The sequence below is a fragment of the Leptotrichia rugosa genome, from assembly GCF_041200005.1.
In the GTDB taxonomy this organism is placed as follows: Bacteria; Fusobacteriota; Fusobacteriia; order Fusobacteriales; family Leptotrichiaceae; genus Leptotrichia; species Leptotrichia rugosa.
Genome location: NZ_CP165644.1, coordinates 180,984 through 197,853, shown reverse-complemented (window position 1 = coordinate 197,853; position 16,870 = coordinate 180,984). Strand labels below are relative to the sequence as shown.

The following is a 16,870-nucleotide window of genomic DNA, read 5'->3' as shown; positions in this document are numbered from 1 at the left end:
TTAATTCTATTGTTTACAGTGTATTTTATTCTAAATTTAAATTTATATCTATATTTATATCTATTTGTTCTATTTTATTAAATAAAGAAATAAAAATTTTTATTAGATTATAGATTATATATTTCTCAAAACTATTTCTACAATATCTTTCGCTCTCAACTTGTAATTATCAAGCATTGTTTCACCATCGGCACTTTGTCCAAATTCGTCATTAATTCCGTGTTTTATAACTTTTGTTGGATAATTTTCTGATAAAAATTCTGACACGGCACTTCCAAGTCCTCCGATTACCGAGTGTTCTTCACTTGTTACGACAAATTTACATTCTTTTGCGGCTTTTAAGATTGTTTCTTCGTCTAGTGGCTTGATTGTTGAAACATTGATTACTCTTGCTTTGATTCCTTGTTCTGCCAATTGTTTTGCAGCTTCGGTTGCTTCGTAAACCATTAATCCAGTTGCTAAAATTGCTACATCATTTCCTTCTGTAAGTGTTTTTGCTTTTCCAATTTCAAATTTGTAACTATCGTCAAATAACACAGGGATATTTAATCTTCCCAATCTTATGTAAACAGGCCCTTCGTATTTTGCAGCTGCAAAAATCATTTGTTCAGTTTCCACTGCGTCTGCTGGACATAAAACTGTCATTCCTGGAACTACACGCATTAATGCAACATCTTCTACCGATTGATGTGAAGCTCCGTCTTCTCCCAATGAAACTCCTGCGTGAGTGGGACAAATTTTTACATTTAATTTAGGATAAGCCACGCTATTTCTAATCTGGTCGTATGCTCTTCCCGCTCCAAAAAGTGCGAATGTTGAAGCAAAAGGTATTTTTCCAGTTGTTGCAAGTCCAGCTGCAGTTCCTATCATATCAGCTTCTGCAATTCCAATATTTATATGTCTATCTGGAAATTCTTTTTTAAAAAACGCTGTCATTGTCGATTTTGACAAATCCGCTTCCAACACTACTATATTTTCATTTTCTTTTCCTAATTTTACCAAAGCTTCCCCATAAGCCTGTCTTGTTGATTTTTTTTTCATTATTTATCCCTCCTACTTTAATTCTTCCATTGCTTGCTTGTATTCTTCGTCATTTGGAGCAGCTCCGTGGAATCCTGCGTTATTTTCCATAAACGAAACTCCTTTACCTTTTATGGTATTTGCAACTATTAAAGTTGGTTTTCCTTTTACAGTTTTAGCACAATCCAATGCCTTAATAATTTGTTCGTAGTTGTGTCCGTCAATTTCAATCACATTCCAGTTAAATGCCTCAAATTTTGCTCCAACTGGTGCAACATTCATTACATCGGCTACATTTCCATCAATTTGTAAATTGTTGTAGTCAACAATTGCGACTAAATTGTCCAATTTATAGTGGGCGGCTGTCATTGCAGCTTCCCAAATTTGACCTTCTTGCAATTCTCCATCTCCTAAAATAGTGTAAACTCTGTAATCTTTTTTGTAAATCTTTGCGCTTAGAGCCATTCCGTTTGCAGCTGACAGACCTTGTCCTAATGAACCTGTAGACATTTCAACTCCTGGCAATTTTTTCATATCTGGATGCCCTTGAAGTGGTGATTGCCATCTTCTAAGAGTTGGGATTAATTCTTTACTAGCATATCCTTTTTCAATTAATGCCGCATAAAGAGCAGGTGCAGCGTGTCCTTTACTTAAAACAAATCTATCTCTATCTTCCATTTTAGGATTTTTTGGATCAACATTCATTTCACTCCAATAAAGTACTGTTAAGATTTCCACAATTGAAAGAGAACCACCTGGATGTCCAGATTTTGCTCTATAAATCATTTCAACAATGTCTTTTCTTAAATTTTTTGCTATTTCTTGAAATTCTTTAATTTCCATAAAAACCTCCATGATTTTTTTTAATCTTCTTTATTTAAATTGTAAAAAAATAATGATATTAAAAATAATAATAGTGCCACTACTAGCGATGCTTTTACACCAAATGCAGTCGCACCCTTTAACTGACCAGTATTTCCAAATGTCAATACAACTGCCTGAATTACTTGCTGCACAAGAAATGCCAATTTTAAAAACATCCCTTGTATCCCAAACATAAATCCTTCCAAACTCGTCTTTTTAATCTTTGAAATTTTTACAGAAAGTTCGCTTAACATCGCTTGTGGAAAAATAAAAGCTGCTCCACTCAGTCCCATTCCACAAATTATAAAAAATAAGTAGGAAAATCTGTAGGAATTTTCGTTTATGAAAATCAAACCAATTGTTCCGATAATTAAAAGTATCATATCTAATACCAATATTTTTTTATATGAATATCTTTTTCCCAATTTATTTGTCACAGGAAAAAATAGCCCTGCTACTCCAAATAAAATAAGAGTTGTTACTGTTAAATAGCTCATTTCTCGCTTCATAACAAGGGAAATATAATAATTCATCACTCCACGCAAAATGTTAAATCCTGAAAAGAAGAAGAAATATCCTAGAAAATATAAAATTATCTCTTTTTCATTCATTTTTTTTAATGATTCAAAAAAACCAGCAGATTTTTTATGTTTAACTTCATTATTCTTTGAAAACTTTTTTTCATCCAGCAAAAATACACACGCATAAACTCCGATTACAGCCAAAATAGAAATTAAAATAACTGTCGCTCTTATCCCAGTTTCAGTATTTGTTCCACCTAGCTTGGAAATTAAAATTCAAAATCATTGCTATTCCAGTAAATATAAGTCTAAAAGTTGATTGAGAAGTCGATAAATTAAGCCTTTCGTTCTTGTTGGACGCTAAATCAGGAATTAACGCATTATACGGCGCTGCAACTAAAGTGTAGGCAGTAAAATAAAGTCCTCCAATTACTGATAAAAATATCAATGTGGCAATTTCAGAACTTTTAGGCGGAAAAAAATACATAATTGTAAAAATACCAAGTGGTAAACCACCTAACATCATAAAAATCGATCTTTTCCCATATTTTGATTTAGAATTGTCAGATAAATATCCCACAACAGGATCTGTTATCGCATCTATTATTCTTGCGATAATAAATGCTATTATTAGCGACTTTGATGTCAAAAGTGGCGTTAAACTCTTGTCGTTTGACGGTGGCAGATAATAATATTGTAGCCATTGGTTGTAAATTTGGTCTATCATAAAATATGATACACCAAGTCCGTATATAAAATAATGTCTTTTTTGCAGTTTAAAATTCATAAACCGTTTCCTTTCTTAAAATTCCTATTCTTAAACTGGATTTTTTATCTTTTTAATTTTTTAAAAATTCTCCTACAGTTTTTGTATATTCAGCGCTACATTCAGGTTCTGCATAAATTCTTGTGTGAGCACCTTTTTCAAAAATTTTTAACTGGATTTTTTCAAAATTTGCAAGTTTGTTGTATTCTCCCATAAGCATTCCATAAGTGGTCGCTTTGTCATTTTTTGACTGGATTATAAGCGTCGGTATTCTTTTTAATAAATATGAAAGCCTTAAATTTTCAAGATGATTTCCGACTCTTAAATTAAAAATTCTTATAACTATACTCACAATAAATTTGGGAACTCTTCTTTTCTTTGCATCCGATTTTATTCTTTTTTTCACATTGGAAATAGTACTGTCCAAAATCATTTTTTCTATGACAATCCCTTTTTTTCTAAGTGCTGACTGATAATATTTGGAAACAATTGCTGAACCCATTCCACCTTGCGAAAATCCGTATAAAATAAAATTTTTCTTTGAATATTTTTCAGACAGCATCTCCATTGTATGAAAAATATCTTGCGCAAAATTATAGCCCATTTTTGTCCTTGCCACATCAGACATTCCTGAGTTTCTCAAGTCTGGAATAAAAAAATTATATTTTTTATCTAGTCCTGTATCTTTAAATATTTGTAAATACTGGATTGAAGAAAGTCTGTTAACTCCTCTTCCGTGAGAAATTATTACAGTTTTTTCTGCTCCTTTATTTTCTATGTACCAGCCATACAACTGAATTTTCCCTGATTTATAGCCAACTTCTTCGTAACCAAAACCGTAATCCATTGGATTTGCTTTATTTTCAATATTATATTTTTGTCTTAACTTTTTACTGTCATAAACTTCTTCAAGAGTAACTCTTGGATATTTTTCAATCTGATTTATAAAATATCTAAGCGATACATATGCAATCAAAAACAAAAATATCAAAAACAAAACATTTATCGCTATTAATACTTCTATTGCCATTTTCATCCTTTCTGTTTCTTTATTTTTATTATTTAATTTATTTTTTTATTATATTATATTTTTTTTAGTTTTATTAAAAAAAATTTTTTTATAAATAATTGGATTCAATTTTTCTCTTTTTCCTAAAAATAATTCTTTTAATAAAAATCCATTTTTCTCAATTTTTATTTTTTCAAAAAAATTTTCTTGAATTTTAAAATTTTTTATATTTTCTTTTTTTTCTATATTTTCTAAATTTCCCATATTCCCATTATTTTCAAAAAAATTTCCAAATTTTTCAATATCCTTCCAATTTACAAAAATATTCTTTTTCTCAAAACTATTTTTCCCCTCAATATTTTCAAAATTATTATTTTCTCGAATTTTCTTCAAATATTCCCGTCCCTTTTTATCAAATCCCAAAATTCTGACATAATTTATCTCAAAATCCATCATTTCAGCCTTTATATTTAGTAAAATATTTAAAATAATCCGCTCCACACGCCTATTTGACAAGTTTCTTGACTTCGTATTTTCCAAAAATTCCCTATAATTTTTTGAAATTGCCGCTCCCCTATATATTCTAGCATAAATTTCACAATTAATGTCATAAATTTCCATTGTTTTTTCTTTTTTTTCAGTCAAAATCTTATATTTTATGATTTTAAAGATTTCTTCCTTTATTTTTCCCCCGTCAATTCCATTTTTTATTTTAAATTCTAAATTTTCAAGAATTATTTCAAAAGACTTTTTTGGCACAAATTTCTGAATTTTTTCCAGCTTTTCCAAAATAAGTTTTTTAGATTTTAAATTTTTATCGCCACAAAATTCTTCCAAAATTTTTTCCAGTTCATTCCGTAAAAACGAAGCACTGGCAAACTCTTCCCTCTCTTTTTCAACTTTTTCTTCATTATATTCTGAAATTTCCCTTTTTACAATAAACGGCTTTATTCCAAGATTACTTTTCTCAATCTCACGCATATATTCCAAAGCCAAAATATTATTCGATTTCACAATTCCATCCAGTCCATATTCCTTCAATGCCAACCTTTGAGAAGTGCTGTAGCTGTTGCCCTTTTTCATATATTCCATAAGTTTGTCCTTATAATCCTGCTTTTTCTGTAAATCAAGCACCTCTTGCAAAAGCTCAATATTTTCCTCCTCTGCTCCAAAAACCTGAATATCCATTCCCAAATAATTCAAAATTCGTGTCGCCATCTTTGAAAAAATCTCAGCATTTTGAATCGAATAGTAAAGTGGAAGCTCCGCAACTAAATTAACTCCATACTCTAAATTAACCTGCGTTTTTTCCCATTTATCTAAAAACGAAATTTCTCCCCGCTGAACAAAATCCCCACTTACTACAACAGCAATAAAGACATCTTTACCAAATATTTCCCTAATTTTCCTGATTTGATACAAATGTCCATTGTGAAACGGATTGTATTCAGCTACAATTCCTATTTTTAACAATTTTTTCTCCTAAAAACTTTTCTTATTGCTACACATATTATATCATATATCCAACTAATTTTTATAAGTTTTTTTATTTCTTTCTAAAATTTCTTAAAATTTCTTATTTAAATCCTTTTCTTGAATTTTTTTGACGAAAATTATATAATGTATCCAATCTCTTTAATATTAAACTTAAATAATATTGAAATTTGAATAAAAATCTAAAATTTAAAGGAGCACAAAAAATGAAAATACACTTTATATTACACGAAACATTTGAAGTACCAGGAGCTTACCTTGCTTGGGCAGCACTTTCTGGACACGATGTCACAATGACAAAAGTTTATCAAAACCAAAAACTGCCTGAAAATGTAGATTCATTTGATTTTCTAATAATAATGGGAGGCCCTCAAAGTCCAATTGGAGATAATAGCGAGTTTCCTTATTTTAATCCAGAAGCTGAAATTGATTTGATTAAAAAGGCTATAAAAGCTGATAAATACATAGTCGGGGTTTGTCTTGGAGCTCAACTTTTAGGAGAAGCCTACGGTGGAACTACAGAAAAAAGCCCTTCTTGCGAAATTGGAAATTTTCCAATTGAACTAACTGAAGCTGGATTGGAAGATGAAAATATTAAACATTTTGGAAAACAAGCAATAACAGGACATTGGCACAGCGATATGCCAGGACTTCCTGATACAGCAGAAATTTTAGCAAAAAGTAAAGGATGTCCACGACAAATTATAAAATACAGCGAAAAGCACTACGGTTTTCAATGCCATCTTGAATTTACAAAAAAAGTTGCAGAATTACTAATTGATTCAGATAAAGATCTTGAAAAGAAAAGCCAAACTTTACCTTATGTCCAATCACCTCAAACAATCCGTGATAACGATTACGATGAGATGAATAATCTTCTTTATGAATTTTTGGATAATTTTACAAGAGAAGAGAATAAAATAAAAATATAAAAAATCAGATTTATTTAAAATATTTTTTAAACCTTGTTTTTATACTATTTTAGGGTATAATTATAACAAATAAAAGTAATCTAAAATAGGAAATTCAGGAGGTTTTGCTATGATAAAAAAAATATTTTTTTTAATTTTTATAATATTTTGTTTTAATATTTTTTCTAATACAGATTACAGTACGTCTGATTCTAATTCTGACGTTTCAGTTTCAGAGCAAAGTACTTCTGATTATGATTCTACTAATATTAGCTCAGACTACAAAACTTCTGATTCTAGTGATAGTATTGGTGTTGTAATTCTAATTCTGATTTTTCTTATACCGCTATTTGATTCTAAGCCTAATGTTAAGCCTAATGTAGATTATAATGTTTTTGTAATTTTAGATAATAACACAACTACAAATGTTGAAAATATTTCAAAAAAATTAAAAGAGAATGGAATTGAAAGCCTTTATGAAAAAAAATATATAATACAATTAACACTTTATCTTACAAAATATAATATGAATAATTTACATAAAATTAAGGAAATCATTGAAAAAATTGCAAATCAGACAAAATCTTTCAATGTAGAGTTTTACAGGTTGAGAAAAACAGATAGAAAATTACTTGTACTAGATGCTAAAAACAATGAAAATACACAACAACTAGCAGATGAAATTACAGTCAATCTGACTAAATATCATGCAAAAAATATAAATGTTCCTAATTGGATAAAATATATTCCAGAAAGAGAAAAACTTTTCAAGTTATACGGTTCGTCAGATGTATTTACAAATTTTGAACCATATATACCTTTACTTTCTCAAGTAAATTTATCTCAAATACAATCGTTTATTTCAAAATATAATTTTAATCCATTTAAATCCAAAGCTATTGGTATTGGAATTGCTCAAGTTGACGATTTAGGACAAGCTAAAAATATAATTTATTCAGTAAAATTTAAAAAATAAAAAAGGAGAAATCATATGAAAAAACTTGAAAATTATGAACAAATACTGAATAAAATAAAAGAAGAAAAATATTTTTTATTATATGTTTCAATGAATAATTGCAGCATTTGTCAGATTGATATGCCAAAAGTTGAGAAAATTTTCAATGAACAAAATTTTACTGCTTATTATATTGAAGGATCTGAAATTCCTGAAGCAGTCGGACAATTAAGCCTATTTTCAGTTCCAGTAGTTATTCTATTTTATGAAGGCAAGGAGATACATAGACAGGCTAAAATTATTGATTTTGAAGAATTAAATTATAGAATGGAACAAATATGTGAAAATGTTATAAATAAAATAACTATTTAACAATTCATTAAAAAAAGGGGGGAAAAACTAATTACACCCCTATTTTTTTAATATACTTTTATTAAATTTTCTAATTCATAATTACTATTTCCTGCTTATCTACACGCTGTTTAAGTACCAAAGCCAAACTAGCAGATAAAATTCTTGCTAATACTGTACTCCACCATATCATAATTTGTCCACCATATATAGGAGGCAGAATAATTATAAGAATTAACATAAATAATGGCTCAATAAAAGTTAATATGTATGAAAATACACTTTTCTCAGTAGTATAAAAACTTGCTGTTGTAATACGGAGTATAGCAACAAAAGGCACAGAAATTAAGAATATAGGCATAATTTTAGCGATTTCCAAATTTACTTCTTTTGAAGTTCCAAATAATAGTCCTAGGTTACTTTTTGTAAAATACATGATAGCACATCCAATTAATGATAAAAATATTGCAAATCCATATGCTAATTTTCTTGTATCTAACAGGTTTTTAAAGTTCTTTTCTCCATAATAATAGCTTATAAGTGGCTGGCTTCCATCTCCAACATCTTGTAAAATTAAATAAATGATAGAAATAACATATGCAATACAAGCATAAGTAGCTACTGCCGATTCTCCACCATAAAAAACAGAAAAACGATTTATAATAATTAGAGAAATATTAGGTGACATGGCAAGTCCAAAAGGTGCAATTCCAATTTTTAAAATAGAAGTCGCAACTTTACCAAATTTTGAAAACGAAATATAAAGAGTAATCTGTTTTCTATACAATAAATATAAAAGTGCAATCAACAATGTTATTCCCTGTCCAATAATGCCCATGCTGCACCTGCAATTCCTTGTCCTAATACCCATACAAACAGATAATCAAATATAATTGTTACAAATCCAGCAATCATGGCAATCATAGCCCAGAATGAACTACCTGAATTACGGATAAATGGTACAAGTCCTGTCCCAACAACTTGTAGAGTTGCACCTAAAGTGATAATTGCAATGTATTCTTCTCCTAAAGCAAGTAATTTTCCTTCTGCTCCTAATAATTTTAAAAGAGATCCATTTAATATAAAAACAAGAATTGTCAGAAGAAAACTAAAAATGATTAACAACCACATACTTCCTGCTGTATACTCTTTCGCTTCTGTATCTTTTTTCTCCGCTTTGCAAATAGAATAATAAATTGCACCACCCATACCGATGCCTGTCCCAAGTGCTTGAATAACTGCGACAATCGGATAAGAAATATTAATGGCTGAAAGCCCAAGATCTCCTATACTGTTTCCAACAAAAAAACCATCCACAATTACATAAATTCCCGACAATGCAAAAGACAGCACTGCAAGGAATAACATATTGAAAAAATTTTTTTGTATTATGTATTTTGTTCATTTTTTCCTCCCATTTTTTTTAAAGTTTTTACAAATAAAAGATTTTTTTCGTTAAGCTCTTTCATATAATCTACACCAATTTCCTCCACAGTAGAAATTTCTATTTTTCTTAATTTAGAAATAATGGAATCTGCATATTCTTTTCCTTCTGGAGTAAATTGTATAACCTTATTTCTTTTATCTTCTATTGAAGGCAAAAGCTTCACAAATCCTCTACGTTCAAAGTCTTTTAAAATTGTATTGATCGTTTGTTTCGGTATCAACCATTTCTGACTGATCTTTTTTTGTGTACAATCTTCCTTATCATCATAAATATCGCATAAAATTAATAGACTATTAACAGACAAATTATTTTTTTTAGCCCATTCTTCATATACAAAATTATATTCCTGCCATATAATATAATATTTTTTTATTTCTTTCATAATAACTAAATTATTTCCCATGTTAATTCTCCTTAATATATTAGTCCTAATTCGTACTAATATATTAACATAAAAATATAATTTTTGTCAATAAAAAAATAGAAAGCAACTTAAATTTACTTTCTATCTTATACTATTTCCCATTAGAGTAATGGATTTATTCTGAACCTCTCACGACTAAAGTCGGGAGTGTTCTGGCATAACTCATAAAAGTTTTAGATAGACAAAAAAATAGGAAGAAACTATCCCTAATTACTCTTAATTTTATTTTTCCAGCATTTTTAACCCATAAGATCTAAAAATATCTTCAGCCTTGTCAATCAATTCTTTCGTAGGAGTCGGTGTATCTTGTAATTTATATACTTTTTTCATTTTTTCCCACTTTGATTTTCCCATTTGATGGAATGGCAATATATCCACCCTTTCCACATTTGTAAGTTGTGACGCAAATTTTGCCCAGTCGTGCAAATCTTTTTCATCATCAGAATATCCTGGAACTAATACATATCTTAACCAAACTGGTTTATTTATTTCCTTCAGATATTTTGCAAATTTTAGCGTATTTTCCAAATCTACAGAAGTCAATATTTTATATTTTTCAGGATTTATGTGCTTAATATCGAGAAGCACCATATCAACAAGTTCCAACACTTTTTTAGCCTTTTCATTAAAAATATATCCAGATGTGTCAAGTGCTGTATGAATCTTATTTTCACGGCAAAGTTTAAATAATTCCATCAGAAATTCAGGCTGCATCAAAGGTTCCCCACCAGACACAGTAACTCCACCAGTTTTTATAAATCCTTTCACTTTTAAAATTTCCTTCATAACTTCCTGTGCAGTCATCACCATTTTTTTGTCTTTAATCTCCCACGTGTCAACATTATGACAATACAGACATCTGAGCGGACATCCCTGTAAAAACAGCACAAATCTAATTCCCGGTCCATCTTTTGTCCCAAAAGACTCAAATGAATGTATATATCCTTTTACTTCCATATAAATTCTCTCTCTTTCTCTCTTACTTTTTTTAATATAAACTCAATATAAAATTAATATAAATATTTATTTTATATTCAAATAATAGAAAATAATGCCGCATAACTCATATTTTTATGAAACTATGCGACATTTTTCATATTTTAACAATTTATTGAATTTGCTTAAATTGAATTTGTTTAACAGCTAAATTTAAATTTTAAATTTTTAAACTTTCAAAAATTACATTTTGTTTGAAATTGTTCTGTTAATTACATCTAATTGTTGTTCTCTAGTCAATTTAACAAAGTTTACTGCATATCCAGAAACTCTGATTGTCAATTGTGGATAATTTTCAGGATGTTCCATTGCATCTTCTAATAAATCTCTTCCAAATACATTTACATTTAAGTGGTGTCCTGTTTGGTTGAAGTATCCGTCCATTAATCCAACTAGGTTAGTTTGTTTTTCATTTGCATTTTTACCTAATGTTTCTGGTGTAATTGCGAATGTATAAGAAATTCCATCATTTGCATCTTCAAACGGAATTTTAGCTACTGAAGCAAGTGAAGCAACAGCTCCTCTTGTATCTCGTCCATGCATAGGGTTTGCTCCTGGACCAAATGGTGCTCCAGCTCTTCTTCCATCAGGTGTATTTCCTGTTTTCTTACCGTATACAACATTTGAAGTAATAGTTAGTACTGATTGTGTAGGGATGGCATCTCTATACATCTTGTGAGTTCTCAATTTGTTCATAAATCTTCTTGTAATATCTACTGCAAATTGGTCAGTTGCATCATCATTATTTCCGAATGGAACATAATCTTTTTCATTGATATAGTCAACAGCATCTCCATCTTCATCTCTTACAACTTTAACTCTACCATATTTAATAGCCGCAAGCGAATCTGCAATAATTGAAAGCCCAGCAATTCCAAATGCTTCTGTTCTTCTGATATTGATGTCGTGCAATGACATTTCCAATGCTTCATAAGAATATTTGTCGTGCATATAGTGAATGATATTTAGTGCTTTAACATAAGTTGAAGCTAACCAGTCTAATACTTTGTCTAATTTTTCCCATACTTCGTCAAATTCCAAGTATTCACCTTTGATTGGTTCAAATTGTCCAACTGGTGTAACTTGAATCTTAGATTTTTCATCTTTACCACCATTAATTGCGTATAACAATGCTTTTGGCAAGTTTACTCTCGCTCCGAAGAATTGCATTTGATGTCCAATTGTCATTGGGGATACACAACATGCGATTCCGTAGTCGTTTCCAAATTGTGGTCTCATGATGTCATCATTTTCATATTGTACTGATGAAGTATCAATTGACACTTTGGCACAGAATTTTTTCCAAGTTTCAGGTAATTTTTCGCTCCATAATACTGTTAAGTTTGGTTCAGGTGAAGTTCCCATGTTGTACAATGTGCGCAAGATTCTAAATGAATTTTTTGTAACCATTGATCTTCCATCTGCTCCCATTCCTCCAATTGATTCAGTTACCCAAACTGGATCTCCTGAGAATAATGCATCGTATTCAGGTGTTCTTAAAAATCTTATGATTCTTAATTTCATAACAAAATGGTCCATTATTTCCTGAGCTTCTTTTTCAGTTAAAGTTCCTTCCTGCAAATCTCTTTCCAAGAAAATATCTAGGAATGTAGAAGTTCTACCAATGCTCATTGCGGCTCCATTTTGATCTTTTGTAGCGGCTAAGTATGCAAAATACAACCATTGTACTGCTTCTCTACCATTAGTAGCTGGTCCTGAAATGTCAAATCCATAAGCTGCTGCCATTCTCTTTAATGCTTTTAATGCTTTAACTTGTTCAAAAACTTCTTCCCTAAGTCTAATTACATCTTCAGTCATTTCAGCTGGATCCAAGTTTTTGTATTGTTCTTCCCTGTCAGCTATCAGTCTGTCAACTCCATAAAGCGCAACTCTTCTGTAATCTCCAATAATTCTTCCACGTCCGTAAGCGTCTGGAAGTCCTGTAATAATTCCTGTATGTCTTGCTTTTCTTATTTGTTCAGTATAAGCTGAGAAAACTCCATCATTGTGAGTTTTTCTGTATTTGGTAAAAATTTCTTCAGTTTCTGGATCTAACTTATAACCAAAAGCTTCCAAGCTGTTTTTAACCATTCTTAATCCACCATTTGGGAAGATTGCTCTTTTTAGAGGTGCATCAGTTTGAAGTCCTACAATTTTTTCCAAATCCTTGTCGATGTATCCAGCACCATAAGCATCTATTTGAGATGGTATTTTAGTTTCAGCGTCATAAATACCCTTTTCTCTTTCTACTTTAAATTTTTCAGAAAGTTCTTTCCACAATTTAGTCGTAGCTTCGGTTGGACCTTCCAAAAAGCTGTCATCTCCTAAATATTCTGTGTAGTTTAATCTGATAAATTCTGTAACATCAATGTTGTCTTTCCAATTTCCTTCTTTAAATCCTCTCCATGCATCCATAATATTATAAACTTCCTTTCAAAAAAAATTTTTTTTACTTTGCATTTTGTTTGTAATCATTTTAATATTGTAATCTTAAGTCCACAAATATTATACCCCATATTTTTTATAAAAGCAAATATATTTTAAATTACTTTTTTCACTTTTATCATATAAAAAACCTATATTTTAATGGCTAAATTTGCCATATTTTCACAAAAATAATTCGATATTATTTTACTTTTTTTACAAATCCTTTTGCTAATCTCAGCTTTTCTTCTGCTTCTTTGTAGCTACAATTTGTAAGTATCATTGTTATTGCCGCTTTTACATTTTTATTGGCTTCTAGCAAATATTTGTGCGCTTCTTCTCCTGTAACTCCTGTAACTTTGGCAATTATTCCCTTTGCTCTTTCCACAAGTTTTTCGTTTGTCGGCTTCACATCGACCATCAGATTTTTATAGACCTTTCCAAGTCCAATCATTGTTGCTGTTGAAACCATATTCAACACCAATTTTTGAGCTGTTCCCGCTTTTAATCTTGTTGAACCAGTAAGAATTTCTGGACCGCAGTCAATTTCTATTGCAATATCCGCATATTTTGAAATTTTTGAATTTTTGTTACAACTTAATGTTATTTTTTTTGCTCCAATACTTTCGGCATATTTTAAAGCGCCGATTACATAAGGGGTTCTTCCGCTCGCAGCGATTCCAAAAATCACATCATTTTGACTAAAATTTATTTTTTTTAAATCTTCCTGTGCCAATGTAAGTGAATCTTCTGCGCCTTCTACCGCTTTTACAAAAGCCTTTTCACCCCCTGCAATAATTCCCAGAACTTCATCAGTTGTGCTAAATGTCGGAACACATTCTACAGCGTCCAGTATTCCAAGCCTTCCACTTGTTCCTGCACCAAGATAAATAAGCCTTCCACCACAACTTATTTTATCTTTTACAATTTCTATCGCTTCTGTAATTTTATCAAGCTCTTTTTCTATCGCAGCTGGAACAGTTTTATCTTCCTCATTCATTATTCTTAAAATTTCTTTTGTACTTAACTCATCAAGATTCTCAGTCTTTTTATTCCGTCTTTCTGTCGTCAAATTTTCCAGCATTTTTCCTCCTTTTTCACACTAGAAATCAGCTTTCTATAAAGCAAAACTTTTGCCAAGCCTTTATATAATCAACTAAAAATATTTCTTCTTCCGTAATTCTTCCCACAACATTTGATTTTCCAGTGTTTTTCATGTCAATTTTTGCAATCATTAATTCTCCTGCGTAATGCCCATATTCACTGCTTTCAATTATTACATCGCCTTTTTTTATAATTTTAGGAGCATTAAATACTTTGAAATTGTGATTTTTATATTTTATACGGCTATTTGACGAACGGATTAAGTTTTCTGAAGTATCTCCTCTGTTGTAGTGAAATTCGTCCAAAACTATTTTTTTCTCAATTTCTGGAATATCTTTTTCAAGTTTTACTGAAAAACTTACCATGTCTTTCCGCACTTTTTTAAATTCATCCAGTTCAGCATCTGTCGGATAACAATTTGAAATTATTATATCGTCTATGTTTCCCAATGCCACTAAATGCTTAAACTGAACAATTAATGGCATATTTCTGTGCATTTCAAGAGTTGGAAGTCCCTGCGTTACAGGCCACGGTCCAAAAGTATCCTTGGCTTGTGAAGTAATAAATGCCGCAGTTCTCAAACCGTGTTTTGTAAAATTTTTTGTACATTTTTGAAAAAAATCTAATCCCAAACCTGTGTAAACATGTGGATAAAAATTGTGGCAGCCAGTTAAGTTAGTTTTGTTTGGCTGATAATCCATAATTGTGTCAATATAATGAGTATTGTTGCTCATATTTATTTCAATTTTTAAGTTTTCTTCATTAAAAGTCATAATACTCTCTTGCAACCCTGTAAATCCTACATCTAGCCTAATTCCATCCGCCTTTATTTCTTTAAAAAAAGACAAGTCGTCATAACTTATTTTCAAATCATCAAAAATTCTGGGACTGACATCTAAAATTATCTCAAAACCTCTTTCTTTTGCAAACTCATTTATCCGTGTAAATTTTTCCATAATTTGCTTTTTTGTTTCAGTTACAGAAAGTAAGCAGCTGAATATTCTAGAAAAGCCAGATTTACTGGCTTTATCAATATATTTTATAATTTTTTCTTCAGTTGTCTTTTCAGGATAAATTGAAATTCCCAATTTTTTCATCTATTCTTCTCCAGTCTTTTCGGCTTTTTCTTCCACTAACAATTTTTTTTCGTAGGCAGTAAAAAAAGGATAATAAATTACAATAGAAATTACTATTAGAATAATATTTAAAATCACCGCTCTAAAATCTCCGTTTGTAGCTAGAAATGCTCCTATTGGCGACGGCAGTGTCCAAGGTGGTGTGGAAGTTACACGATTTACCCAGTGCATAGACATCGCAAAATAAGTAATTGAAGCATTTACAATGGGAACTATGATAAATGGTGGAAGTAGTGTCGGATTTAACATAATTGGCGCACCAAAAATTATAGGTTCGTTTATATTAAATATTGCTGGTAAAATAACTGCTTTTCCCAACGCTTTTCCGTAAGACGATTTTGCTTTAAAAAGCATTAAAAGTGCAAGTCCTATAGTTGTCCCTGAACCGCCAATCCAGATGAACCACTGGTACAAAGGTTCTGCTGCGATATGCGGAATGGTTTTTCCATTTGCAAGAGCTGTTGCATTTTGCTCCAATAACATAAGCCACAGCGGTCTTACAACCGAACCTATGATGGAATCTCCATGAATTCCAAAAGACCAAAAAAATGTTATTAAAAATACGATTACTACAACTGAAAACCACGAATCACTCAATTTTAAAAACGGTGTTACAATTAATCCAACTATGTGGTGCAAATCAATTTTTAACCAATAAGTGATAATCGTCAAAGTAAAGATAATTATTGCCGCAGGTGTCAACGCTTCAAAAGAACGAGCAACTGATTCCGGCACAGCATCAGGCATTTTTATTCTAAATCCAGTCTTTGTCGTAAAACGATACACTTCAACCGCAAAAATTGCAACAATTATTCCAACAAAAAGTCCTGCTGAACCCAAATTTGACATTTGCATCACATAACCTAAATCTTCTTGCAAAAACTGCGAACCTTTTGTCCCTTCCGCTACCACAACTTGAACCGCTTTTCCTCCAACAGTCTGAGTTATAGTTTCTATTGGATCTATCACTTTAGGCACTAATGTAAGTAAAAATGCACACACTGACAATATTGCACCTGTAATTCCGTCCAATTTATACGATTTTGCAAGGCTGTAACCTATTCCTATAACCGCATAAAGTCCCATAATAAACATTGTCATACGAAATGGCAGCAATATTTGTGCCGCATGTTTTTTAGCTAATATCGAAATTGCCCAATCTTTTGGAAACGGTGGAATCGCTATAATCAAAAATATTGAACCTATTATAATCAATGGCAAAGTCGATACAATCCCATCACGAATTGCTCTTAAATGTCTTTGCTCCGATATTTTTGCCATATTCATTGAAAGTTTTTCCAAATTTATCATAATTTTTATTTCCTTTCTTTAATTTATTTTATATAATCAATTTTATAATTTTAAAAAATTAAAATTTCAAAATTTTTTAAATCAACATCAAAAATTTAATCAAATTTCAAATCTATTTATTTTACAAATTTCAAAAA

At 30.6% G+C, this 16,870-nt stretch carries 15 protein-coding genes and 1 pseudogene; 3 read left to right on the top strand and 13 right to left on the bottom strand.

The window, feature by feature from the left end; genetic code table 11:
• Window positions 1-114 precede the first annotated feature (114 nt).
• The 5 genes and pseudogenes from AB8B22_RS00935 to AB8B22_RS00915 form a co-directional block, all read right to left on the bottom strand.
• A complete protein-coding gene (locus tag AB8B22_RS00935) occupies window positions 115-1,041 on the bottom strand; it encodes a transketolase family protein (protein ID WP_369711236.1) in 927 nt (308 codons plus the stop codon).
• A 12-nt stretch (window positions 1,042-1,053) separates the two neighbouring features.
• The gene (locus AB8B22_RS00930) at window positions 1,054-1,863 is read right to left on the bottom strand and encodes a transketolase (protein WP_094079363.1); all 810 of its coding nucleotides are present in this window, start codon (window positions 1,861-1,863) and stop codon (window positions 1,054-1,056) included.
• Window positions 1,864-1,883: 20 nt separating this feature from the next.
• Window positions 1,884-3,132: pseudogene (locus AB8B22_RS00925) on the bottom strand (MFS transporter).
• A gap of 112 nt (window positions 3,133-3,244) precedes the next feature.
• Window positions 3,245-4,201, bottom strand: a complete 957-nt coding sequence (locus AB8B22_RS00920) for an alpha/beta hydrolase (RefSeq protein ID WP_369711235.1) — start codon at window positions 4,199-4,201, stop codon at window positions 3,245-3,247.
• Between the two features lie 48 nt (window positions 4,202-4,249).
• On the bottom strand, window positions 4,250-5,653 hold the full coding sequence (locus AB8B22_RS00915) for a nucleotidyltransferase family protein (RefSeq protein ID WP_369711234.1): 1,404 nt from the start codon (window positions 5,651-5,653) through the stop codon (window positions 4,250-4,252).
• 227 nt (window positions 5,654-5,880) lie between these two features.
• Between AB8B22_RS00915 and AB8B22_RS00910 the strand changes: the two genes are divergently transcribed.
• From AB8B22_RS00910 to AB8B22_RS00900, 3 genes are all read left to right on the top strand, one after another.
• Window positions 5,881-6,606, top strand: coding sequence for a type 1 glutamine amidotransferase (locus AB8B22_RS00910; RefSeq protein ID WP_369711233.1), 726 nt, complete (start codon window positions 5,881-5,883; stop codon window positions 6,604-6,606).
• A gap of 109 nt (window positions 6,607-6,715) precedes the next feature.
• On the top strand, window positions 6,716-7,561 hold the full coding sequence (locus AB8B22_RS00905) for a hypothetical protein (protein WP_369711232.1): 846 nt from the start codon (window positions 6,716-6,718) through the stop codon (window positions 7,559-7,561).
• Between the two features lie 15 nt (window positions 7,562-7,576).
• On the top strand, window positions 7,577-7,912 hold the full coding sequence (locus AB8B22_RS00900) for a thioredoxin family protein (RefSeq protein ID WP_369711231.1): 336 nt from the start codon (window positions 7,577-7,579) through the stop codon (window positions 7,910-7,912).
• A 70-nt stretch (window positions 7,913-7,982) separates the two neighbouring features.
• Here AB8B22_RS00900 and AB8B22_RS00895 read toward each other — a convergent pair whose 3' ends face one another.
• From AB8B22_RS00895 to AB8B22_RS00860, 8 genes are all read right to left on the bottom strand, one after another.
• Window positions 7,983-8,729 carry an MATE family efflux transporter gene (locus tag AB8B22_RS00895; RefSeq protein WP_369711230.1) on the bottom strand — a complete coding sequence of 249 codons (747 nt, stop codon included), beginning with the start codon at window positions 8,727-8,729 and terminating at the stop codon, window positions 7,983-7,985.
• Window positions 8,705-9,259, bottom strand: coding sequence for an MATE family efflux transporter (locus AB8B22_RS00890; RefSeq protein WP_369711229.1), 555 nt, complete (start codon window positions 9,257-9,259; stop codon window positions 8,705-8,707). Before AB8B22_RS00890 ends, AB8B22_RS00895 begins: the two co-directional genes overlap by 25 nt.
• A 20-nt stretch (window positions 9,260-9,279) precedes the next feature.
• A complete protein-coding gene (locus AB8B22_RS00885) occupies window positions 9,280-9,741 on the bottom strand; it encodes a MarR family transcriptional regulator (RefSeq protein WP_369711228.1) in 462 nt (153 codons plus the stop codon).
• Window positions 9,742-9,984: 243 nt separating this feature from the next.
• Entirely contained in the window at window positions 9,985-10,719 is a 735-nt protein-coding gene (gene pflA / locus AB8B22_RS00880) for a pyruvate formate-lyase-activating protein (RefSeq protein ID WP_369711227.1), read from the bottom strand.
• A 222-nt stretch (window positions 10,720-10,941) separates the two neighbouring features.
• Window positions 10,942-13,173 carry a formate C-acetyltransferase gene (gene pflB, locus AB8B22_RS00875; RefSeq protein WP_369711226.1) on the bottom strand — a complete coding sequence of 744 codons (2,232 nt, stop codon included), beginning with the start codon at window positions 13,171-13,173 and terminating at the stop codon, window positions 10,942-10,944.
• 211 nt (window positions 13,174-13,384) lie between these two features.
• On the bottom strand, window positions 13,385-14,266 hold the full coding sequence (murQ, locus tag AB8B22_RS00870; RefSeq protein ID WP_369711225.1) for an N-acetylmuramic acid 6-phosphate etherase: 882 nt from the start codon (window positions 14,264-14,266) through the stop codon (window positions 13,385-13,387).
• Window positions 14,267-14,291: 25 nt separating this feature from the next.
• Window positions 14,292-15,383 (bottom strand): DUF871 domain-containing protein, encoded by a 1,092-nt coding sequence (locus AB8B22_RS00865; RefSeq protein ID WP_369711224.1) that lies wholly within the window; start codon window positions 15,381-15,383, stop codon window positions 14,292-14,294.
• Entirely contained in the window at window positions 15,384-16,733 is a 1,350-nt protein-coding gene (locus AB8B22_RS00860) for a PTS sugar transporter subunit IIC (protein WP_369711223.1), read from the bottom strand.
• Window positions 16,734-16,870: the final 137 nt, after the last annotated feature.